Origin of the sequence: Streptomyces sp. NPDC008079 (genome assembly GCF_042957385.1) — a bacterium.
Lineage (GTDB): Bacteria > Actinomycetota > Actinomycetes > Streptomycetales > Streptomycetaceae > Actinacidiphila.
In genome coordinates, this window is record NZ_JBIBIC010000020.1 from 116,729 (window position 1) to 139,586 (window position 22,858).

A 22,858-nucleotide genomic window follows, 5' to 3' on the forward strand; every position below is an offset into this window, starting at 1 on the left:
CCCCCGCTCCGCTCTCCTTCCCCCCACCTCTGAGGACGGACTCCCGTGACCTCCGACGACTCCGCGACCCCGCACGCCCGCCCCGGACGCCGCGAACTCCTGCGCTGGAGCGGCGCGTTGACCGCCGCCGCGGCCACCGGCGGCTGGCTCGCCGCCGTGCCCGCACAAGCCGCCACAGCGAACGCCGTCACCGCGACGGCCGTTCCGGGCGCGGCCCCGCACGCCGCCCAGGCGGCGGCCTCCACCTTCAGCCCGCTGCGCCCGCCCGCCGTACCGCTGGCCGTCCGCTCGCCGTACCTGTCGACCTGGCTGCCCGCCGACAACCTCGCGGGGACCTGGCCCGCCTTCTGGACCGGCCACGTCACCGCGCTGTGCGGTCTCGCCCGGATCGACGGCGCCGCGTACGTCTTCCTCGGCAACCCCGCGCTGCCCGGCGGCCCCGCGCTCACCACCATGCAGCAGGTGTCGCTGCAACTCACCGCCACCCGCTCGGTCTACCAGCTCAGCGGCGGCGGCGTGACGCTCACCGTCACCTTCTTCTCACCCGTCGATGTCGGCGATCTCCAGCGCCAGTGCGTACCGCTCAGCTACGTCACCGTGCGGGCCGCGAGCAACGACGGCCGCTCCCACACCGTGGACGTCCACCTCGATGCCTCCGGCGAGTGGGTGCACAACAACGTCGCCACGCCCATCACGTGGGACCGTACGACCACCGGCCGGATGACCGTGCTCAGCGCGGAACCCGCCACCCCGGGCGTCCTTCAGGAGAGCGGCGACCAGGCGTCCTGGGGACGGCTCGTGCTGGCCACCGCCACCGGCGGCGCGGTGACCCATCAGATCGGCCAGGACACCGTGGTGCGCGCGGCCTCGGCGGCCACCGGGCGGCTCGACGGCTCGGTGGACACCGCCAAGCCGCGCGCGATCAACGACCGATGGCCGGTGCTCGGCCTCAACCGGGACTTCGGCACCGTCGACTCCGGTACACCGTCGGCGGAGTTCACCGTCGTCCTCGGCCATGTCCGCACCCCCGCCGTCACCCACCTCGGCGCACAACTCCAGCCCTGGTGGACGCACTACTGGAGCTCCTGGACCGCCATGGTGGACTGGTTCGACGCCGACCGCGGCGCCGCGCTGACCGCCGCGACCGCCCTCGACCAGAAGATCCACGACGACGCGGTCACCGCGGCCGGCGGCGGAAGCACCGGCGACCACTACGCCGCCGTCTGCGCCCTCGCGCTGCGCCAGGCCGTCGCGGGCACCGAACTGGTCGACCGCGACGGCGGCCCCTGGGCGTTCTTGAAGGAGATCTCCTCCAACGGCGACATGTCCACCGTCGACGTGATCTACCCCGCCTTCCCCGCCTACCTCTACCTCTCCCCGGCCTACCTGCGACTGGTGCTCGAACCGCTCTTCCACTACGTCGAACACGGCGGCTGGTCACAGGACTTCGCACCGCACGACCTCGGCACCTACCCCAACGCCTTCGGCCGCGCCGACGGCAACGAGGAGAGCATGCCGGTCGAGGAGTCCGCGAACATGCTCATCATGGTCGCGGCGATCGTCCAGCGGCTGCCCACCGCTGACGGCGCGTCATACGCCGCCGCCCACTACGCGGTGCTGCGCCGCTGGGCCGAGTACCTGGTCGCCAACACCCTCGACCCCGGCTACCAGAACCAGACCGACGACTTCACCGGCTTCATCGCGCACAGCGCCAACCTCGCGCTCAAGGGCATGGTCGGCATCGGCGCGATGGGCGTCATCGCCGCCGCCACCGGCAACACCGCGGACGCCGCCCGCTACCGCTCGGTCTCCCGCGGCTACCTCAGCCAGTGGACCACCCTCGCCCAGGACTCCTCCGGCACCCACCTCAAACTGGCCTACGACCAGGACGGCACCTGGAGCCTGAAGTACAACGGCTTCCCCGACCGGCTGCTCGGCCTCGACCTGGTCCCGGTCGGCTTCGCCGAACAGGAGGCCAACTGGTACGCCTCCCACGCCGGCACCTACGGCATCGAACTCGACCCGCGCAACGACTACACCAAGGCCGACTGGGAACTGTGGACGGCGGCCTGGCTCGCCGACCGGCCCCGCGTCCGCGACCTGCTCGTCAACGGCGTCTACGCCTACGCCGACACCACCGGACAGCGCGTCCCGTTCAGCGACTGGTACACCGTGGCCAGCGCCGCCCAACGCGGCTTCCAGGCCCGCCCGGTGGTGGGCGGCGCGCTGGCCCTGCTCCTGAAACCCGCCGCGTCCACCGTGGTGTGGTGCCGGATCCAGAACCGCAACTCCGGCAAGGTGCTCGCCGTCTCCGGCATGTCCCGCGCCGACACCGCCGAGGTCACCCAGTACGCCGACAACGGCACCGCCGACCACGTCTGGACCGTGCTCGACAACGGCGACGGCACCGTACGCATCATCAACCGCAACAGCGGCAAAGCGCTCGCCGTCCACGACCAGAGCCTCGACGACGGCGCCCACGTCCAGCAGTACCAGGACAACGGAACACCCGACCACCTGTGGCGGATCGTCGACAACGGCGACGGCTGGAGGAAGATCGTCAACGTCCGCTCGGGCAAGGTCCTCGCGGTCGACGGCATGTCCCAGGCCGACGCCGCCCAGGTCACCCAGTGGACCGACAACGGCAGCGCCGACCACCTGTGGCGGATGATCTGAGCGCCCTCGCCCGACCGCTCAGCAGGGATCCCGCCACGCGTCCAGCGAAAGGTGCTTCACCATCGAACTGAGCCCCAACTTTCTCGCCTGAGAGCAGAACTGACCGGTCTTCAGCTTGTACTCGACATGGAAGACCGGCTTGTCCGCCGCGATGAACGGCGCCATCTGCGCACACTCGTCGTACTGCGCGCACTCCTCGTTGACCGCGAAGTCGAAGTACCGCACGAGCGTGGCCACCTGGCCGACGTCGTTCTTCAGACCGACGGCCAGCCCACGCTCGTGCGCCAGGTCGGCGATCATCCGGTTGTACGTGATCTGCTGAGCGGCCGTCAGCGGAAAGCCGGTGGTGTTCGCGTAGCCGTCCATCAGGTCGGGCTCCACCGCGTCGAAGCCCTTCTCGCGGCACATGTCGAAGCGGGCGGCCATCAGCGGGCGCAGGACGTCCACCCGGCGGATGTCCAGCCAGCGTTCGCCGTCCCAGCCGTCGCCCTCGCCGCGCACCGACGCGGGGAATTTCCCGCTGTCGGGGCGGAAGGACTCCCACGCCCCGACGTTGATGTAGCAGATCACCTTGCGCCCGGCCGCGTGCAGCTTCCTGACCACCTCGGCGCCGTTCTCGAAGCCGTCGATGTCGTAGACCGGTACGTCCACCGAGGTGTCGACCGTGCCGCTGAGCTGCCACTGCCAGGGAGTGCGGGCGCGCGGATGCCAGTACGCGGGCGCGCCCCGCCCGGTCGCCGCGTGCGTGGGCGTACCTTCCGGGGCGCTCGCCGGGCCGGTCGTGGCGGGGCTCGACGCGGCGCCCTTCGCGGGGCCGGACGCGGTCACCGAGGGACTGCTGCCCGCCGTGCCCCCGCCGTCCGTACCTCCACCTCCACCTCCGCCACCGTCCCCGTCCCCGTCGCCCGACGACGAGCAGGCCGCCAGCACGAGCAGCAGGGCGGCGGTCACCGTGCGCACGGTGAGATTCAGCGCCTTACGGCGGGCGGTCATACGTTTCCTCCGATCGGGACGGGCGCGGTCCGCCACGGATTGGGCGGCAGACCGGGGACCGCGCAGCGCACGGCCGCACCGCGCAGCGCCGCCAGCCGGGCCGCCCGCCCCGCGAGACCGTCGGGCACCCCGTACACCAGATGGCAGAACCGTTCGGCCGGATGCCCGGCCGTCCAGCGCGGCACGCCCGCGCCCTGGTAGTCGTCCCAGGTCCCCTCGAAGGTCACGAGCAGGTCGCAGAGACGGGCGTAGCCGGGATCGGGGTGCACCCCTGGATTGAACACCACCGTCCGCGCCCCGCAGAGCCGGGCCGTCCTGGCCAGCCACCGGTAGTACGGGATCCGCCGCGCGTCGGACGCCACCCGGTCGAAGAACACGCCGTCGGTGGCGTACCAGGCCCGGTGCCTGCGCAGATCGCGGTAGACCGTGTGCGCCGGGCGGGCCGCGTAGTCGGTGTCGACATAGCCGAGCACCGGCGCCCCGGCCTCCCGCAACCGCCGCGCGGCGAGCGTGTACACCGGGTCCGGCCGGTCGCCGGGACCGTCCGCGGCGTTGAGCACCACCCCGTACAGGGCCGGTGCCGCGTCCTCCAGGGCCCGCCACGCGGCCGGGTCCACCGCCGGGTGGACGTACAGCGGCACGAGCAGCGAGCCCGCGGAGGGCGCGGGGGAGCCATGGCTCACGGTGAGATCCTGACCGGCTCGCCCGGCACCGCCGCCCACAGGGCGGTGAGCGCGTCCCGCAGCGTCCGCGTGGGCTGCCAGCCCAGCGCGTACGCCGCGAGCGTGATGTCCGCCTGGTGCCAGGACACCCCGGCCGAGCGCTCCGAGCCCCGCCCCGATTCCTCCAGCCGGCCGGTGAAGCCGCTGACGGAGGCCAACTCCGCCGCCAGCGTGCGCACTTGGGTCGCCTTGCCCGAGCCGATGTTGACCACGGGCGGCACCGAGCCGGGCGCGGCCACCGCGAGGGCCACCGCGTCCGCCACGTCGTCCGCGGCGACGAAGTCGCGGTACGCGGCCAGGCTGCCGGTGCGCACCACCCCTTCGCGCGGCGCCTCGCGGAAGGCGGCGGCCAGCCTGCCGGGCAGCCCGGAGGTCGGCGAGCCCGCGCCGACCGGGTTGAAGACCCGCAGCACCACCGCGTCCAGGCCCGAGCCGGTCACGGCGAGGGTGCCCGCGAGCTTGGCCGCCCCGTAGACGCCCTCCGGCCGGGCGGGCGCCGACTCCGCCAGTGCGGCGCCGGGCTCCGCCGGTCCGTACTCGGCCGCCGAGCCCAGGTGCACCAGCCGCGCCGACGGCGTGGCGAGCGCCATCGCCTCGCACAGCGCGGCCGGCCCCCGCGCGTTGGTCGCGCACAGCGCGCTCGCGCGGCCCGCCACCACGCCCGCGCAGTCGACCACCGCGTCGGGGGCCAGCGCGGCGAGCTGGCGGGCCAGGACATCGACCGGCACGGTCGCCAGGTCGGCCGCCAGATCGAGTCCGGCGCCGCCCTTCGGACCGCCCCGCGTACCGCCCTTGGCACCGTCCCCCGCGCCCCGCCCGCCGCGCAGGATCCGCGCACCGGGCGTCCGCTGGAGCCGCGCGGTCACCCGGGAGCCCAGGAAACCGCCACAGCCCAGTACGAGAATCCGCGTCCGCGTCATGGCCCCTCACGCCCCCTTGAGCAACAGGCCGCGACGGCTGCTGAATTCGGCGTTCGCCCGGTCGTAGTCGTCGGGGCGGCCGATGTCGAGCCAGTAGCCGTCGAAGTCGAAGGCCCGCGGCTGCGCACCCGCGGCCAGCAGATCGAGCACCACCTCGTCGAAGCCCAGCGGCAGACCGGGGGTGTAGCGCAGGAGCGTGCTCCGGGAGACCCCGTACACCCCCATCGACACCCGGTAGTCCATGCTCGGCTTCTCGGTGAAGGCGACCACCCGCCCGTCGTCGGTGCTGAGCACCCCGAAGTCGATGTTCACGGTACGGGCGTAGGTGGCGATGGTGAGCGGCGCGCCCGTGCCCCGGTGCTGGTCGAGGACGGCGGAGAAGTCTAGGTCGGTGAGTACGTCGCCGTTCATCACCAGGAAGTGTTCGGGGAGTTGGTCGATCATCGTGAGCAGCGGCCCCATCGTGCCCAGCGGACTGTCCTCGGTCACGTAGTCGACCTCGATGCCCCACTGGGAGCCGTCCCCGACGTACGCGCGGATGATGTTGCCGAGGTGGCCGATGGCGATGGTGCAGCGGCGGAAGCCGAAGCCCGCGAGCTGGCGCATCACGATCTCCAGGATCGCGTGGCTGTCGCCGATCGGCACCAGTGGCTTGGGCAGTGCGGTGGTGTACGGCCGGAGCCTCACGCCTTTGCCCCCGGCGAGAATGACTGCGTGCATGGTGGTCCCCCCTGCGGTTGGATGTCAGCGGTTCTCTGCTGCGATGAGAGTGGTCAACAGGTGCCCGGCACGGCGCTGATGAGGCGGCGTCAGACGTTGTACGCGGTGGTCTTGTAACGGGCCAGGTGGGCCGGGTCGCGGAAGAAGTCGATGGTGTGCGCCAGCCCGTCCTCCAGGCTGTGGGCCGGTCGCCAGCCGGTGGCCTCGCGCAGCCGGGTCGCGTCGCAGACCAGCCGCATGACCTCGGAACCGGCGGGCCGCAGCCGCTGCGCGTCCTCGCGCACCAGCAGCTCGGTGTCCATCAGCTTGCCGATCAGCCGCACCAGGTCGCCGACCGAGATCTCGCCGCCCGTACCGGCGTTGAAGGTCCGGCCGACCACCTTCTCGGCGGGCGCGGTGCCGACCGCGACGAAGGCCGCGGCGGTGTCCTTGACGTAGCTGAAGTCCCTGGTCGGCCGCAGGTCCCCGAGCGTCACCTCCCGCTCGCCCGCCGCGACCTGGCCGATCACCGTCGGGATCACCGCGCGCATCGACTGCCGCGGCCCGAAGGTGTTGAACGGCCGGAGTGTCACCACCGGCGTCTCGAAGCTGGCGTGGTAGCTGTCCGCCAGCCGGTCCCCGCCCGCCTTCGACGCGGCGTACGGCGACTGCGTGACGATCGGGTGGTCCTCGGTGATCGGCACGGTCCGCGCGGTGCCGTACGTCTCGCTGGTGGAGGTGTGCACCAGCCGCGGGACGCCGAACTCCCTTACGGCTTCGAGGACGTTGAGGGTGCCGGACACATTGGTGTCCACGTAGCTGCGCGGCGCGCGGTACGAGTACGGGATCGCGATCAGCGCGGCCAGGTGGTAGACGGTGTCGCTGTCGGCGACCAGATCCCGTACGGAACCGGAGTCGCGGACGTCGCCGAGGACCACCTCGACCCGGTCCAGTACGTCGGGCGGGAGCACTTCGAGCCAGCCGTGGGACGAGAACGAGTTGTACTGCACCATCGCGCGGACGCGGCGCCCGGAGGCGACCAGCGCCTCCACGAGGTGCGAGCCGATGAAGCCTTCCGCGCCGGTGACGGCGACGGGTGTCTCGGTGGACACGGATGAATCTCCTTCTGCGGAGGGTCGGTTGGAGTGGTGTGGTCGGAGGTCGGTGGTGTGAGGCGCGGGTGTGCGCGCCGCGGACGCGGGGTCAGCGGTGGGTGGTCACGCGGCCGGTCATCGTGAAGGCCGACGTGAGCAGGACGGCGGCGGCTCCCGCGCAGACCAGGCCGAGTACGGTCCCGGCCGTCGCGGTGTGCGCCGCCAGCAGCACGACCGCCGTCAGGACGGCGGCGGCGAGCACGTAACTCCCCGTCCACGCCCGGCCGCAGGACTGGAGGAGCAGCGACAGCCACAGCGTGCCGCCGAGGGCCAGCAGCACCGACAGGTGCGCCGGGTTCCAGGCGGCGGCGCCGGGCACGACCGCCGCCTCGACGGCCGCGAGCGCGGCCAGCGCGACGGCGTAGAGCGCGAGACAGCCCGCCAGCACGCGCCACGACCTGGCGAGCAGCCGCTCGTGCACGGTCGTCCCGCGCAGAGCGGTCAGACACCGGCTGCGGAAGCGGAAGAGCAGCCATTCGGCGACGCCCATGCTCACCGTGAGCGCGGCCACGAACTCCCCGGTGAGCGCCGCCGCGACCACCAGCGCGCCGCCCGCGAGCCCCGCCATCCCGTGCGGCAGTGACAGATACGGCGACAGGCCCTTGGCGTCGGTGACGCCGTCGTCGGCCCGCCACAGCAGCCGGGCCGCCTCCGGCAGGGTCCGGAGCGAGGAGACGAGCCCGGTGCGGGTGTCCGTGCCGGGTCCGGCTGCCCTGCGGCCGAATCGGCCGGGTGTGGTGCGGGCGAATCGGCCGGGTGTGGTGCGGGTGTCCGTGCCGGTCTTGGCGCGACTGCGGCCGAATCGGCCGGGTGTGGTGGGGGTGTCCGTACCCGTCATGGTGGGCCCGCGGCCGAACCGGCTTGCGCGGGCGCGCAGTTGGGCGCCGCGGTCGGCGCGTACACGCTCGCGCCAGGGCGCGCGCGGCGGCTTGGCGGGCCCGCGCTCGGGCGGCTCGCCGGTCAGGGCGGTGCGCAGCGCGGTGGCGAGGGCCGCCCCGCCGGCCGCCGCCGCGGTGGCGACCAGGACGGCGGCGACCGCGGGCGACGGCAGGCCGCCGGCCCCGCAGGCGACCGCGACGGCGAGCGGCGTCAGGACGTAGAGGAGGGAGCGCTCGCGGCCGAGCACGAGCAGGACGGTCGCGGACGCGACGTACACCGACTGGCCGGCCGCGAAGGCGAGGGCGGAGAGATGGCCGGGGCCCGCGACGGCCGCGGCGGCGGCGCCGGCCAGGCAGACCCCGACCGCCGCGCCGGTGACCAGGCAGCGCGCGGCGGCCCGCGGGCGCTGGGCGAGCAGGTGCAGGTGCGCGCGGTGCGCGAGCGCCTGGTTCCAGCCCCACCCGCACAGCGCCGCCGCGCCCCACGCGGCGACCGCGCGGGACACCCCGAACGGCCCGTCGTCGCCGCCCGCCCAGCGCCCGCCGAGCACATAGGCGACGCCGGGCAGCGCGAAGGTCAACCCGCGCAGTACGCAGCGCCACACATCGACCTGCCACGGGTCGTCGGCGGGTTCGGGCTCGGGGAAGCGCCGCGGCACCGTCTCGAACAGCTCCCGCGCGAGCGAGAACAGGTCCGGGTGCCCGTAGCGGCCGGTGATCTGCTCGTCGGTCAGCCCCTCGGACTCCAGCACCGCCGCGATCTCGTCGGGGTGCACGGCCGCCGAGCACGCCGCCGACAGCCGCTCCGCCAGCTCCGCGACCGGGTCGCCGACCGCCCAGGACGGCACCCGGCGCGGGCGCGGCAGCTCGGGCAGCGCGGCCACACCGCCGCCCGCGACCCTGCTGAGCAGGGACATCGGCCCGCTCACCGGCCGTCCCCGACAGCCCGCACACCGACGACTGTCGCGTCATCGGCGTTCTCAGCGAGGGCTGTTGACTGCCCATCAGCTTCGGCGTCCGCTGAACCCCCGCGCCAGACACGGGACATCCAGGTGACACCGCCGTAGATCTGCGCGCCGCGGTCCTCCACCCGGCTCAGTCCCGTGTAGATCCCCCGGAAGGCGTCGATCGTCTGACGGAGCGTGAACTGGTCGATGACCCGCAGCCGCGCCTCCCAGCCCATCGAGGTGCGCCGCGCCGGATCGCGCAGCAGCTCGACCGCGGCCCGCGCCATCGCCTTCGGATCGCGCGGCGGCACGACGAGACCGGTGTCGCCCACGGCCTCCCGTACCCCGCCGACATCGGTCGACACGGTGCACCGCCCGCAGGACATCGCCTCGATGAGGGTGAAGGGGAAGCCCTCGCTGATGCTGGAGAGCATCACGACCTGCCCGGCCGCGTACGCGGTGCGGATGTCGTCCACCCGGCCCTCGAAGGTGACCGCGTCGGCCGCGCCGACCGTCGCCGCCAGTGCCTCGCACCGCTCGCGGTACGCCTCGCCGCCGCGCGGAGTGCCGCCGAAGATCCGCAGCCGCGCGGCGGGTATCTCGGCCCTGACCAGCGCGAAGGCGCGGATCAGCGTCTCCAGGTCCTTGATCGGGTCGATCCGCCCCGCCCAGGTGAGCGTCGGCACCTCCGGCTCGGGACCGGCCATCGGGAACGCCCCGGGATCGACTCCGTTGTAGACGGTACGGATCCGGTCAGGCGCCGCCCCGCCGTGCTCCTCCCACCGCCGGTTGTAGCGGTTGCCCGGCGTGATCAGCGCGCTGTTGCGGTACGTCTCGCGCGACAGCAGCCGGAAGAAGGTGAGCAGCAGCGCCTTGACCGGCCAGCGGTACGGGCCCGTGCGGTAGCCGAGATAGCGTTCGCGCTGGTAGACGCCGTGCTCGGTGAGCAGCAGCGGAGTGTCGTACCGCTCGTGCGCCACCAGTCCCGGCAGCGTGGCCAGCCCGCCGCTGACGGCGTGCGCGACCTGACCCGGCGGCGGTACCACGGCCAGCGGGCGCAGCGCGTGCTCCAGCAGATCGACGGCGCTGAGCGCGTCGGCCTGGGTCGGCACCGCGGCCGACACGGTCGTACCGGGGCGGCGCCACAGCCGGATCAGCGTCCGCACCGCCTCCTCCGAGCGCAGCCCGGCCGACAGCGCGCCCATGCCCGCCCACCCGGCGAGCGCGTACAGCGCGGGTCCGAAGTCCTCGTCGGGCGCCGCGGACCGGCCGCCGCGGGCCGGCGGCTCGTCCGCGCCGTCCTCGTGCAGCAGCGCCCGCAGAAAGCGTTCCCACACCGCGAGGAACGCGCGGCGGTCCCGGCCGCGCGGCGCCCTGCCCTCCGGCGCCTGCCCCCACAGCGGGACCACGTCGAGCCCGGTGACCTGCGCCGGGAGCGGCCAGACCGGGGTCTCGCGGCCGGTGCCCGTCACCGCGATCACCGAGAATTCGACGTCCGGCATCCCCTGGACCAACTGGTCGCACCACACGCTGACCCCGCCGGGGCTGTGCGGATACGTGCCCTCGGTCAGCAACGTCACCCGCGCGGTGCGCGAGGGCGTTGCGCCGAAGATTCTGTGCGTGGAAATGGTGTCCCCCCTGGACGTTCTCGTGTCACGGGGCGCCGGTGACCGTGCGGCGCCCCGGTACCGCGGGCGGGGCCGAGCACGCCCCGCCCGCGGGTGGTTCACTTCCCGGTGCTACTTCCTGGTGTGGTCGCCCGGTCCCACGGGCACGGCCTTGGCGACGCCCTTGGGCACCGGCAGATGGCCGACGGAAGCCTTGATCGTGATCGGCCCGAGCGAGACGTTCAGGTTGACCAGCGCGGGCACCGCGCCGGACGGCAGCGTCAGCGACACATTGCTCTGGAGCACGCCGGGCGTGGTCCAGCCGGACACCTTGCCCGCGTAGGAGGTGCCGAAGGCGGTCGTGCCGAGCAGTTGGGACTGTCGCGTACCGGCGGGCATCGTCGCGGTGATCTGCGTACCGCTCGGCGCGTTGACCGTCACCGCGTCACCGATCCGGTAGGCGGTCACCTGGCCGCCCTTCCACGCGGTGTCCCACGCCGCCCTGCGCTGCAACTCGGTGGCGATGTCCGAGGTCCGCAGGTTGACGGTCGGAGTGCTGGCGGCGAACAGCGACGCGTAGTCGCTGAGGATGCGCTCCAGCACCGGGTAGGCGATGCGGCCCTCCGCGAGGTTGGACTGGTGCATGAAGTGCGGGCGCGGGTTGTTGCCCAGCACGTGCCCGAGGTCGATCTTGGCCTCGAGCGGCACGATGTACGACGCGTAGCCGGTGTCGGTGTCCAACGGCGCGGTCAGACAGGTGGAGTTGCCCGAGGTCGCGCAGGCGCCGCTGCCGCCCTGGGCGGAGCTGGTGTAGATCCAGTTGTACTCGTCGGTCTCCTCCTGCGCCGTACCGGCGTTGTAGAAGACGTTCATCGGGAAGCGCGGCACGGTGACCGCGGGACCGACCTGACGCTGGCCCGGGTCGCGGGAGTTGTCGCTGGCCAGGTACTTCACGCCGAGCTGGGTCAGCGCGGGCGCGAGGTTCGGATTGTCGACCGGCTGCTGCGGCAGCACCTTGAGCCCGGAGTGCTCACCGGTCACCAGCTCCTGGTTGTTCAGCGACAGCCCGTGCGAGGCGGCCCAGTTGCGGTTGTCCTGCACCGAGGCCGTGATGTCGGCCTTGCTGACCCACTGGACATTCCCCGAGGCGTCCGTCCCGCAGACCCACGGCACCACGCTGACGTCCTGGACACAGCCGAGGAAGGGGTGCAGATACGTGTGGTTGACCCAGCGGTAGGCGCTCTTGTCGGCCAGGAGCTGGGTGGCCAGCGGGTCGACGGTGGTGTCGTGGTCGGCCTTCCAGTCCTCGCTGCCGCCGCCGTTGAAGACGAAGTCGAGGGTGAGGCCGTGCGCCTGCGACCACTGCTTGGCGTACTGCGCGTCCGCCGCGGTCATCCGGATCGGATCGGTGTCCTCACCGGTGCCGATCGGGCAGTCCACGTCGCCGGGCGTGCAGTTGAGGGTGGTGTTCCACCGGTCGTCGGCCAGGAAGATGTCGTCGACCTGCACCTCGAAGTAGTTGCGGTCGGCGCCGAGGTGGATGCCCTGGGTCATCCACTCCACGATCCCGCGCGCCAGCAGCCGGAACTGCCGCTGGTACTGGTTGTAGACGAATGGCAGCACCAACTCGCTGCGCCCGTCGTGGTTGTACTGCCCGACCAGCACACCGCGCGCCGAACTGTCCGGAATCGGCGCGTCGACCAGCGTGGTGAAGGTCGCCCCGGCGGCCTGGGTCGCCAGCGGCGTCGCGAGGAAGCCGTAACTCTCGGCCACGTTCGGGTCGTTGTCCTCGAAGGGCACCGCGCCCTTGAGGTAACCGAAGTCGCCCGCGGTGCCTTGCGCCGTCACCTGGCCCTGAATGCCGTCGAGTTGGCCGATGTACCCCGGATCCTGCGCGTAGTTCAGCCCGACGCCGGGCTGCGCGTAAGTGTACGCGTCCACCTGGCGGATGCCGAAGTCCGTCTCGTACGCCGCCAGTGCGGCCATCTCGGCGGAACCCGCCCCGAACGGATTGTCGTTGGGCAGCACCACCGACTGGAACTTGGCGCGTGCCCGGCCGCTCACGGTGTCGCTGAGGTAGGCGGCGTTGATGGTCGGCCGGCCCGCCTGGTTGAGATCGATCCTCGTGTACGGGGTCCCCGCCCCGTCGAGTTCCGCGGTGATGGCCTGTGTCGCCGGTCCGCCGTCGTCGACGACCAGCACCCTCAGATCGATACGGGGCGGTGTCGCGGCCTGCGCCCCGCTCGGTGCCACCCCCAGGGCCACGAGAACCGCCGCTGAACTCAGAGCGGCAGCACGCAATGCTCTGCCCATAGTTTTCCTCCCCCGGAAGACGGCATGAATCGGCTCAGCGTCTTCCTACTGGCAGCGGCCGAATCCCGGCCGCAATTACGGGGACCATCGTGGGGCACGGTGCGGAGGACTTGTGACCATTCTGCGGAGGTGGCCGGAAGGCAGGGGAAACCGAACGGCGTGACGCGCCTGCCCGACCCTTCCCACCTGCGAGTTTACTGAATGACATGAGCACGGCGCGAAAGGATTATCGACCTGAATGATGAATCATCGCTCGGATTTGCGATTTTCTCGACCGTGGTGAGGATCGATCGTCCGCGTGGTGGAAAATGACCGGAAAATGATCGAATCGAATTCCCGGAGAACGAGGGGAATACGCGGGGCGTATAAGGCGCACAGCGGGGGCGTACCGGGGCGAGACCGTGCGGAAAGCGGTTACGGGGCCAATGCGGCGCGAGTGCAGGGGCCATAGACACCCGTGGGGTCACAGGTGATTCCGCGGTCCCGCTGAATCTGCGTCACACCGCGCACGGTGGCGTCGTCGTACACCCCGGTGGGCGACACATAGGTGATTCCCTGCGCGAACAGCAGCCGCTGAAGATCGGTCACATCCGATCCGGTGTCACCCGCCTGGAGCGTGCGGGGAGTTGGGGCCGTGGCGCTCGGCGCGGGGGAGTCGCTGGGGGCGGTGGTGGGCGGCGCGCCGGTCACGCTCGACCCCGGCGCGGGGGAGCCGTTCCCGTGCCCGGTCCCGGTTTCCGCTCCGCTTCCGGGCATCGCTGACGGCCCGGCCGGTGGCGTGGCCCGACGGGTCGGATCGCCGTCGGCGGCCGGGGCCCGGCCGGTGTGGCCGCCGGCCGAGGGCAGCGGTCCGGCCGCGTGGCCGGATATCCCGCCGCTGGTCAGCGGCCGGGTGCTGGAGGGCGGGGGAGCCGGCCGGTCGGGCGCCGTCGCGCCGGGCGACTGCGGCCACACCTGCCAGGCGACCACCGCCGCCACCGCGACCGCGGCGATGGACACGGCGCCGAGCAACAGCGGGCGCTCGCGCAGCCGTTCACGTCGGGCGGGCCCGCCGCGGGGTCCAGCGGCCGCCGCGCGGCCGGTGTCCTCGGCCCCCGGCACGGGGAACACCACGTCGATCACATCCGGCGGCTCCTGGCCGCCGCCTCGGGACTCGGGTGCCGCCACCGCCGTCGCCGCGCGGTCCGGCCGGTACCGACGCTCCCCGTCCGCTGCCCGCCGCCCCGCCCTGTCGTCTTCCATGTCCATCACCGGTTTCACTCACGCCACTGCCGGATCATCCCCACCCGCGAAAACTTCCGCACCCCAGGGTGCGGTAACAAGGTGGCCCCGCCAAGGGGGCCTTGACATCCGCGGACAAGGGTGAGCCATCGGGGAGCCGACGGGCCGAACCGGTCCCTCGGCGTCCCCTCTTTCGTATCAACAGGCGCAGCGGCACCGTGCGTGATCCACGGTTGTCGCCCGCGGCCGGGCCCGACGGGGCAGAATTATCGTTTCTGCTGCGCGTCCGGCCCGGCGACCGGCGGTACGGCGGCGGTGCTCAGTACATCGACGGCGGCGGCGGGGGCGGCGCGGGACTCGGCTCAGGCGTCGGCGGCACCGGGTCGGGCGCCGGGCCGGGAGGCACCGGCTCGGGTCCCGGAGGTGTCGGCGTCGGATCCGGCACCGGGACCGGACCCGGGCCGGGGGTGGGACCGGGCACCGGCGACGGGAACGGATCGGGCCCCGGCGTCGGGAAGGGCTCGGGCACGGGGTTGGTCATCGCTGCCTCCGAAGGTCCTGGCGAGGACCTCTTCGTGATCCTCGCCGACTGGTCACGACACGTACCCGGTCATCGCGCGCCTATGCCGCACGCCCCCGCGCGCGCTCCCGTGGGAGTGAACCGCGCCGGCGCCCGCAACTGCGCGCCCACGGCGCGTTGTCTGTCCGGGGGACCGATCCACGGCGGAAGGAGCCGGTGATGGCAGAGGACTGGGAAGACCTTCGGGAACCTGGTGTGGTGCACGTCCTGATCACCGCGCGCGACGAGGCCAGCGCGTATCGCGTCTTCGACGCCCTGGTCGACCGCTTTCCCGCGGTCGGTCCCCCTGCCCCGGCCCGCTCCCGGCCCGGCCTCGTCGTCCTGTCCGTCCTCACCCCGACCGCCTGACGGCTCCCGTCTCAGGGGCGCGGGCGGTGACCTTCGGGGGCGTCGTGGCTGGTCGCGCCTACGCGGCGGCAGCCGCTCCGGGCCGGGACGTGCCCCGTAGGGGCGCGGGGAACTGCGCGGCCGGCCCCCACCGGCGGGTCGTCCGGGGACGACCGGAATGCTCCTCCGGGGCGGGTGGTGACGTGCGGGGGCGTCGTGGCTGGTTGCGCCTACGCGGCGGCAGCCGCTCCGGGCCGGGACGTGCCCCTTAGGGGCGCGGGGAACTGCGCGACCGGCCCCCACCGGCGGGTGGTCCGGGGACCGACCGGAATGCCCCTCCGGGGCGGGTGGTGACATGCGGGAGCGTCGTGGCCGGTCGCGCCCCCGTGGCGGCAGCCGCACATCGAACGCGGCCCCAGGCCCCTCACGACACTGCCTTGCGCAGGGCCAGGGCACCTCGCGGCGGCCTTGGGGAACCGCGTTCCGCGCGGTGCGGGGACGGCGGCCGAATGGCCCATCGGGTGTTTGGGGGTGAGCGCCCGGCCGACGGGATGAGGTGTCACCCGGATGGGTCGGAGGCCGGGAACGGGGCGGGCGAGGGCAAGGAGGCGCGGCGGTACGGGGGTTGGGAGGAGCCGGACGGCCTGAGGCGGCGGCAGGGAAGGCGGACAGCGACGGTGCCGGGTTGGGTGGGGAGCGTGCCGGTCCCCCCATGAGCGGTCGCCAGACCGCCCCGGTGCGTGGAGAGACCGCATGCGCTCTGGACGTGCCCCCGGACGGACAACGGCCGCCCTCGTCGCGGGAACGGCGCTCGCGCTGGCCCTGGCCGCACCCGCCGCGCGGGCCGACTCCGACCTCACGTCCTTCGGCTTCGGCGTCTCGCCGACCACCGTCGTGCCCGGCGGGAAGGTCACCCTCACGGCCACCGACTGCGCCGGCCGGGCGACCGCCTCGGCCCCGGCGCTCTTCGGCGACGTGACCCTCGGCAAGGGCCACGGGCCGGGGCAGGTCGCCACCGCCACGGTGGACGGCGAGGCCAAGCCCGGCGCGCGGTACGACGTGACCTTCACCTGCGGGAGCCAGCGGGGCACCGCCGCGCTGACCGTCGCGGCCGGTACGACGTCCACCGGTACGACGTCCACCGGTACGAAGCCGACCGCCGCGGTGCGGACCGGCGCGGTGCGAACCGGCCTCGGCGGCGATGTGTCCGCCCCGAACGCGCGGGAGATCCTGGCGGGCGGCGTCCTGGTCGCTGCCGCGGGCGTGCTCGTCGTCCGCCGCAGACGCGCCACCCGCGGCTGACGGCGTACCGCCGCCCGCGAGGCTCCCTCGCGCGGTCGTCCACGCGCACCTGACGCGCATCCCCACGGGGCCCCGACTGAGTCCTGCACGAGCGGCCCGTACGAGCGGCCCGTACGAGCGGCCTGCACGAGCGGCCCGTACGAGCCACCTGCACGAGCCGCCTGCACGAGCCGCCTAGAAGCCGGAAGCGCGGCCCCGTGGCGGAATGTGGGACGCTGGATAATGTCCCTCATGGCGATAAATCATGCCAAAGCTATCCTGGTGGTCCGTGTGGCCCGCCTCGCGGATGTGGTCAGATGACCGCCGCCCGACCCCGGAGCAGGTGCATGACGGCACGCAAGCGGCCACCAGGTGGCGGCTACGACCCCCGCGTGGGGCCTTTCCCGACGGGTCTGCCGACGGCCCCGGAGATCGGCCCCGGGGAGCGGCTTGCCATGAACGGCATGGGCACGTTCGACTGGGACCTCGACCTCGGCACCTTCGACCTCGACCAGGCGGGACTGGACGTCTTCGACCTGCGCCCGGAGGAATTCGACGGCCGGATCGACTCGCTGGTGCTGCGGGTGACCCCGGAGGAGAGCGCCCGCCTCGACATCGCGCTGCGCAGGGCCCTGCAAGCGGGCCGCCGCAGCTACGGCGGATACTTCCAGGTCACCCGCAGGGACGGCGCCAAGCAGTGGACGCACACCCAGGGCGCCATCCTGCGCGACGACCTCGGCAACGCGTACCGCGTCCTGGGCATCGTCAGGGACGCGACCGCCGAGCTGACCCAGACCCCCGCGCCCAGCACCCCGCCGCCACGGCACGAGCGCCGCAGCCTGCCCTCGATCGTGCGCCGTACGATCGAGGCGCTGTCCACGGCCGTCACGGTCGACGACGTCATCGCGGTACTCACCGGCGCGGGCGGCCTGGAGCGCTTCGGCGCCGACGGACTGACGCTCGGCCTGATAGAGACCGGCAATCTCAAGGTGGTCGCCTTCAGCGGCCGGGAGATGTCCTTCTACGAGGGGCTGCGGCTGCGGCGGCTCGACGACTCGCTGCCGCTCACCCAGGCCGTCATCACGCAGCAGCCGCGGTTCGCCACGGACTTCCCGGCGCTGGCCGAGAAGTTTCCGCTGCTGCGCGCCCAGATGAAGCCCGGCGCGGGCGTCGACTCCGACAGCAACTTCGCGGCGGCCTTCCTGCCGCTGGTCGCCCAGGCCCGCTCCATCGGCGGCCTCGCGCTCTTCTACCACGACCGCACCGAATTCCGGCCGGAGGACCGCGAGCTGTACATGACGCTCGCGGGCATCCTGGCCCAGTCCCTCCAGCGCGCGATCCTCTTCGACCAGGAGCGGGAGTTCGCCACCGGCCTCCAGGCCGCGATGCTGCCCCGGCACATCCCGCGCGTCGACGGCGCCGAGATCGCCGTCCGCTACCACGCGGCGCGCAGCGGGCGGGAGGTCGGCGGCGACTGGTACGACGTGGTCGCGCTGCCGCAGAACCGGGTCGGCCTGGTCGTCGGCGACGTGCAGGGCCACGACACGCACGCCGCCGCCGTGATGGGCCAGCTCAGGATCGCCCTGCGCGCGTACGCGGCCGAGGGCCACCCGCCGTCCACCGTGCTCGCCCGCGCCTCCCGCTTCCTGGCGGAACTGGACACCGAGCGCTTCGCCACCTGCGCCTACGCGCAGATCGACCTCGCCACCGGCTCCGTCTCCGCCGCCCGCGCGGGCCACCTCGGGCCGCTGATCCGGCACACCGACGGGCGTACGGGCTGGCCGAATGTGCGCGGCGGCCTGCCGCTGGGCCTGGCCACCACCCTGGAACTGCACGAGTTCCCCGAGACCCGGATCGACCTGGTGCCCGGCGAGACGCTGGTGTTCTGCACCGACGGCCTGGTCGAGGAGCGCGGTCTGGACATCACCATCGGTATGGAGGCGCTGGCCGAGGCGGTGCACTTCGGCCCGCAGCCCGCCGAGGCGCTCGCCGACCACCTCGCGGAGAACCTCTGGGAGCGCTGGGGCTCGGGCGACGACGTCGCGCTGCTGATCCTGCGCCGCGCCCCCGACACCGGCACCCCGCGCGCCCCGCGGATGCACAGCTACGTCCACCAGGCCGACCCCGAGGGCCTGGCCGACGCCCGGTCCGCCCTGCGGCAGGCGCTCACCGACTGGGGCCTGGCCGACCTCGCCGACGACGTGGAACTCGCCGCGGGCGAGCTGCTGGTCAATGTGCTGCTGCACACCGAGGGCGGCGCCGTCCTCACCCTTGAGGTGCTGCCGGAACCGGTACGCCGGGTGCGGCTGTCGGTCCAGGACCGGTCGAGCGTCTGGCCGCGCCGCAGATCGCCCGGCGAGGCGGCCACCTCGGGCCGCGGCCTGCTGATGATCGACGCGCTCGCCGCCTGCTGGGGCGTGGAGCCGCGCGGCGACGGCAAGGCCGTCTGGTGCGAATTCGACCCGGACGAGACCGGTACGGACGGCTGAGCCCCCACTCCCGGGACCCGGCCGCCCGTACCGCGGCCGCGCTCAGCTCACGTTCAGCGCCGTGTCGTCGATGACGAACGAGGTCTGGAGCTTGGAGCCCTCGGTCCCGGTGAACTTGACGGTGACCGTCTGCCCCGCGTACGCGCCCAGATCGAAGGTGCGCTGTTGGAAGCCGGAGGCCGCGTTGACGTTGGAGTACGTGGCCAGGGTGCTCAGTACGGTGCCGGAGGAGTTCAGGACCTGCGCCTTGAGCGTGTCGTAGGCGGTGGTGCCGGTCTCCGCGGTGTCGATGTGCAGCCAGAAGCTCAGACTCGCGGCGCAGCCCGCCGGGATGGTCACCGACTGCGCGACGGTGTCCGTGGTGGCGGTCCCGTATCCGTCGAGCCACGCCTTGTACGAGCCGCTGTGCGCCGCCTGCGACGCGTTGTTGTTGATGACGCCGCTGGTCGCCGTCCACGACGAAGTGCCGGACTCGAAGCCGGGGTTGGCCAGGAGCTGGCGCGCGGTGCAGGTGCCGCCGGTCGGGGGAGTGGTGGGCGGCGTCGTGCTGCCCGATCCCGAACCCGCCAGCCAGGCCGTCGCGTTGAGCGCGAGCGCGGCGTCGGTGCCCGCCGGGTCGTCCCAGCCGTTGTAGAGGGTGTTGCCCGACTGGCCGGTGCCGTCGTCGGCGGGTGAGCTGTCACCCCAGATCGCCACCCGGCCGCTGCCGAAGGTGCTGGTGACGAAGAACGCGCCGGTGTTGCCGGACGAACCCGTCTTGTACAGCAGCCCCTTGACGTTCGGATTGTCGGCGGGCTTGAGGGTGAAGGTGGTGCCGTCGCGCAGGATGCTGCCCGTCACATTGCCGAACGGGCCGTGCAGCACCGGGTTGGACGCGTCACTGATCGCCCGCGGATTGTCGGTGCTGATGTCCAGCAGGTCGACGGAGAAGCCGAACGGGTCGGTGTTGTCGACCCCGTTGCTGGTCAGCAGGTCGTTGATGACGCAGGGGGAGTCGCAGCCGTCGTTGTTGCGGTCGCTGTTGTTGTGGTCGGAGATCAGGAAGAGGCCGCCGCCGTTCTGCACGAATTTCATCACGGCGGTCTTCTCGGCCGCGCTCAGCTTCACGTTCGGCTCGGGCAGCACGAAGGTGTCGAAGTTGCTGAGGTCCTGGGCGTTGGAGCTGTTGCCGTAGGTGATCGTGCGGCCGGACGGCAGCGTGTTGAGGGTGTACCCGCCCGCCTTCTGGAGCGCGACGCCCCAGGCGGAGAAGGCGCCGGTCCAGTCCGTCTCCTTGGTGGGGTTGGCGTTCTGGCCGAGCGGGTCGGGCTGGCTCGTGCTGATGATCCAGTCGGCGTTCCCGGCCGTCTCGGCCTTGGTGTTGTCGAAGAGCACGCGGTGCGTCGTCGCCGCGGCCGGCGCGACCGGGGCGCCGGGGGCGGCCTGAGCGGAGCCGCCGCTGAGACCGGCCGCGCCGAGCGCGATCGCGCCCAGTGCGGCTGCCGCGCCGATCAGCACACGGCTGCGGGGCACACGGGTTCCAAGCATCCGTCAACCTCCAGGTGGGGGGCGGTCAGTGGGGGTGCGGGAGATGATTCTGCGCGCGTAGAACCTGTGACTGATGTGCCGTGCGTTACGAGCGGGTGAATGCTGCCGGTCGGCTCTCGCCGCGCGCGTCCGGTGGGTGGGGGCCGGAAACTCCGCGCGTCACTCTAGGCTCATGACGCGACCCTGACAACATTGCCGCCCGGTGCGCCGGAGCGCGGATCGCGGTCCCCGAACCCCATGGTCCCCGAACCCCCTGACCCCCGAACCCCCGGTCCGGCAACCCCCCTGCCCCGGACATACGTCCGCCTCCCCGTGTGAACCGTCATCACATACGGGGAGGCGGACGCGCCTACCGCGGCGGGCGCGGCGTCGCGGTTACTGCGACACGCGCACGTAGTCGATCAGCATGCGCTGCGGGAAGACCGTGGTGGCGTCGGGCGCTCCGGGCCAGTCACCGCCCACCGCGTTGTTGAGGATGATGTAGAACGGGTGGTCGTACACCCACGGACCCCTGGTCGCCTCCACCGTCGCCTTGTCGGCGGTGAAGAAGGCATGGCCGTCCACCGAGAACGTCATGTGGTGGGAGTCCCAGTCCACGGCGTAGGTGTGGAAGTCCGAGGCGAAGTCGCTGCCCGCGAGGGTGTACGGGGACCCGTAACCGTTTCCGCCGTTGTAGGCGGGGGCGTGCAGCGTGGAGTAGACGGAGTCGGCGACCTTGCCGACGTGCTCCATGATGTCGATCTCACCGGAGTTGGGCCACGGCGTGCCCGTCTTGAAGTTGGACCCCAGCATCCAGAACGCGGGCCACAGACCCTGCGTGCCGCTCACCTTGATCCGCGCCTCGACGTGGCCGTAGGTGAAGTTGAAGTGGTCCGAGGTGTTGATCCGGCCCGAGGTGTACTGGTGGCCCTGGACGTTCTCCTTCCTGGCCTCGATGACGAGGTTGCCGTTGCCGTCCATCGAGGTGTTGTCGCCGTTGGTGTAGTACTCCAGCTCGCCGTTCTGCCCGCCGCCGATGTCCTGGGTCCACTTGCCGGTGTCCGGCTTGGTGCCCGCGGCGCCGTTGAACTCGTCGCTCCACACCAGGTGCGTGGGGTTGCCCGGGTCGGGCGGCAGGGCGGGCGGCGCGGTGGGGTTGCCGCCGGTGCCGTAGACGTCGAAGGTCCACAGCGAGTACCCGTAGCCGTTGCTGCGCGCGGTGCCGTACATCCGCACGTAGCGGCCGGTGCCGTCCACGTTCAGGGTCTCCTTGAAGCCCTTGCCGGTGGTGGTGGAGTAGATGCTCGTCCAGTTGGTGTTGTCCGGCGAGACCTGGATCTGGTACGCGGTCGCGTAGGCCGGGTCCCACTGGAGGACGACCTGCGTGATGTGCGCGGTCGCGCCCAGGTCGACGCTGATCCAGCCGGGGTCGACCCAGCCGTTGGTGTCGCTGGTCGCCCACCGGGTGGCCGGGTCCTCGTCGAACGCCTTGGCCGGCGTGCAGCCGACGCAGCTATTGGCGTTCTGGTAGGTCGAGGCGGAGGCCGGCTTGTTGTACGACAGCAGGACCGCGCCGCCCGGCGGCGTGGTGGGCGGGGTGGTCGGGGGTGTGGTGGGGGGAGTGGTCGGCGGGGTCGTGCTGCCGCCGCCACCGGTGAAGATCTGGAACTCCCAGAGCGAGACGCCGTATTGGGTGGCGCGCGCGGTGGTGTAGACCCGGACGTAGCGGCCGGTGCCGGTCAGGGTGATCAGCTCGGTCGCGCCGGGGCTCGTGGTGGTGGAGTAGGCGTTCGTCCAGGTCGTGCCGTTGGCCGAGACCTGGATCTGGTACGCCTTCGCGTACGCCGTCTCCCAGCTCAACTGGACACCGCACACGTTCTGCGAACTGCCCAGGTCGACCTGGAGCCACTGCGGGTCGGCCGCCGCGCTGGACCAGCGGGTGCCCATGTTGCCGTCGACCGCGGCCGACGCGGGGGTGCCCGCGTTCTCCGTGGACGAGGCCGTCGCGGGCTTGTTCAGCGCGGAGTTGGCCGTACCGCAGGCCGCGTTGCCCGTGCCGGTGGAGCCGTAGACCTTGAACTCCCAGAGCGAGACGCCGTATTGGGTGGCGCGCGCCGTGGTGTTGATCCGGACGTAGCGTCCGGAGCCGGTGACGTCGAGGGTTTCGGTGCCGCCGGCGCCGGTCGTGGTGCTGTAGACGTTCGTCCAGGTCGTGCCGTTGGCCGAGACCTGGATCTGGTACGCCTTCGCGTACGCCGTCTCCCAGTTGAGCACCACCTGGGAGAGGGTGGACGTGGCGCCGAGGTCGACCTGGAGCCACTGCGGGTCGGCCGCCGCGCTGGACCAGCGGGTGCCGAGGTCGCCGTCGACCGCGGCCGACGCGGGAGTGCCCGCGTTCTCCGTGGAGGAGGCGGTGGCCGGTTTCGCCTGCGAGAGCAGGGTGCCCGCGGCCTTGGCCGGAGTCTGTGAGACCGCCAGCGCGAGCGTCGCGACGAGGGCCGCGACGAAGGCGAAGATCAGCGATCTGGGGAATCGTGTCGTGGGG

General features: G+C 72.5%; 15 protein-coding genes. 4 read left to right on the plus strand and 11 right to left on the minus strand.

All coding sequences use genetic code 11. The annotated features are described in order from the left end of the window. Positions 1-45 precede the first annotated feature (45 nt). Positions 46-2,676: a glutaminase domain-containing protein gene (locus ACFZAM_RS31000; RefSeq protein ID WP_391050707.1), complete on the plus strand. Its 2,631-nt coding sequence runs from the start codon at positions 46-48 to the stop codon at positions 2,674-2,676. An 18-nt stretch (positions 2,677-2,694) separates the two neighbouring features. Here the strand turns inward: ACFZAM_RS31000 and ACFZAM_RS31005 are convergent, their stop codons facing one another. The 9 genes from ACFZAM_RS31005 to ACFZAM_RS31045 form a co-directional block, all read right to left on the minus strand. Then, entirely contained in the window at positions 2,695-3,669 is a 975-nt protein-coding gene (locus tag ACFZAM_RS31005; RefSeq protein WP_391050709.1) for an endo alpha-1,4 polygalactosaminidase, read from the minus strand. Next, positions 3,666-4,352 (minus strand): spherulation-specific family 4 protein, encoded by a 687-nt coding sequence (locus tag ACFZAM_RS31010; RefSeq protein WP_355347735.1) that lies wholly within the window; start codon positions 4,350-4,352, stop codon positions 3,666-3,668. Before ACFZAM_RS31010 ends, ACFZAM_RS31005 begins: the two co-directional genes overlap by 4 nt. After that, complete coding sequence (locus ACFZAM_RS31015) at positions 4,349-5,311, minus strand: NAD-dependent epimerase/dehydratase family protein (protein WP_391050711.1); 963 nt, start codon at positions 5,309-5,311, stop codon at positions 4,349-4,351. Before ACFZAM_RS31015 ends, ACFZAM_RS31010 begins: the two co-directional genes overlap by 4 nt. A gap of 6 nt (positions 5,312-5,317) precedes the next feature. Next, the gene (locus ACFZAM_RS31020; protein WP_355347729.1) at positions 5,318-6,031 is read right to left on the minus strand and encodes a sugar phosphate nucleotidyltransferase; all 714 of its coding nucleotides are present in this window, start codon (positions 6,029-6,031) and stop codon (positions 5,318-5,320) included. Between the two features lie 89 nt (positions 6,032-6,120). Then, on the minus strand, positions 6,121-7,122 hold the full coding sequence (locus tag ACFZAM_RS31025; RefSeq protein WP_391050714.1) for a GDP-mannose 4,6-dehydratase: 1,002 nt from the start codon (positions 7,120-7,122) through the stop codon (positions 6,121-6,123). A gap of 91 nt (positions 7,123-7,213) precedes the next feature. Next, a complete protein-coding gene (locus tag ACFZAM_RS31030; protein ID WP_391050716.1) occupies positions 7,214-8,971 on the minus strand; it encodes a hypothetical protein in 1,758 nt (585 codons plus the stop codon). After that, positions 8,968-10,569: a GT4 family glycosyltransferase PelF gene (gene pelF, locus ACFZAM_RS31035; RefSeq protein ID WP_391050718.1), complete on the minus strand. Its 1,602-nt coding sequence runs from the start codon at positions 10,567-10,569 to the stop codon at positions 8,968-8,970. Before pelF ends, ACFZAM_RS31030 begins: the two co-directional genes overlap by 4 nt. A 159-nt stretch (positions 10,570-10,728) precedes the next feature. Beyond that, the gene (locus ACFZAM_RS31040) at positions 10,729-12,909 is read right to left on the minus strand and encodes a hypothetical protein (protein WP_391050720.1); all 2,181 of its coding nucleotides are present in this window, start codon (positions 12,907-12,909) and stop codon (positions 10,729-10,731) included. A gap of 414 nt (positions 12,910-13,323) precedes the next feature. Continuing rightward, positions 13,324-14,151: a peptidoglycan-binding protein gene (locus ACFZAM_RS31045; protein WP_391050721.1), complete on the minus strand. Its 828-nt coding sequence runs from the start codon at positions 14,149-14,151 to the stop codon at positions 13,324-13,326. Positions 14,152-14,869: 718 nt separating this feature from the next. On the opposite strand from ACFZAM_RS31045, the gene ACFZAM_RS31050 reads away from it, so the two are divergent. From ACFZAM_RS31050 to ACFZAM_RS31060, 3 genes are all read left to right on the plus strand, one after another. Continuing rightward, positions 14,870-15,058: a hypothetical protein gene (locus ACFZAM_RS31050; protein ID WP_391050723.1), complete on the plus strand. Its 189-nt coding sequence runs from the start codon at positions 14,870-14,872 to the stop codon at positions 15,056-15,058. Between the two features lie 732 nt (positions 15,059-15,790). After that, the gene (locus ACFZAM_RS31055) at positions 15,791-16,339 is read left to right on the plus strand and encodes a hypothetical protein (protein WP_391050725.1); all 549 of its coding nucleotides are present in this window, start codon (positions 15,791-15,793) and stop codon (positions 16,337-16,339) included. A gap of 326 nt (positions 16,340-16,665) precedes the next feature. Further along, positions 16,666-18,807 carry a SpoIIE family protein phosphatase gene (locus tag ACFZAM_RS31060; protein ID WP_391050727.1) on the plus strand — a complete coding sequence of 714 codons (2,142 nt, stop codon included), beginning with the start codon at positions 16,666-16,668 and terminating at the stop codon, positions 18,805-18,807. A 42-nt stretch (positions 18,808-18,849) separates the two neighbouring features. Here the strand turns inward: ACFZAM_RS31060 and ACFZAM_RS31065 are convergent, their stop codons facing one another. Both ACFZAM_RS31065 and ACFZAM_RS31070 read right to left on the minus strand, forming a co-directional pair. Beyond that, positions 18,850-20,334: a hydrolase gene (locus tag ACFZAM_RS31065; protein WP_391050729.1), complete on the minus strand. Its 1,485-nt coding sequence runs from the start codon at positions 20,332-20,334 to the stop codon at positions 18,850-18,852. 375 nt (positions 20,335-20,709) lie between these two features. Then, positions 20,710-22,830 (minus strand): discoidin domain-containing protein, encoded by a 2,121-nt coding sequence (locus tag ACFZAM_RS31070; protein ID WP_391050749.1) that lies wholly within the window; start codon positions 22,828-22,830, stop codon positions 20,710-20,712. Positions 22,831-22,858 lie beyond the last annotated feature (28 nt).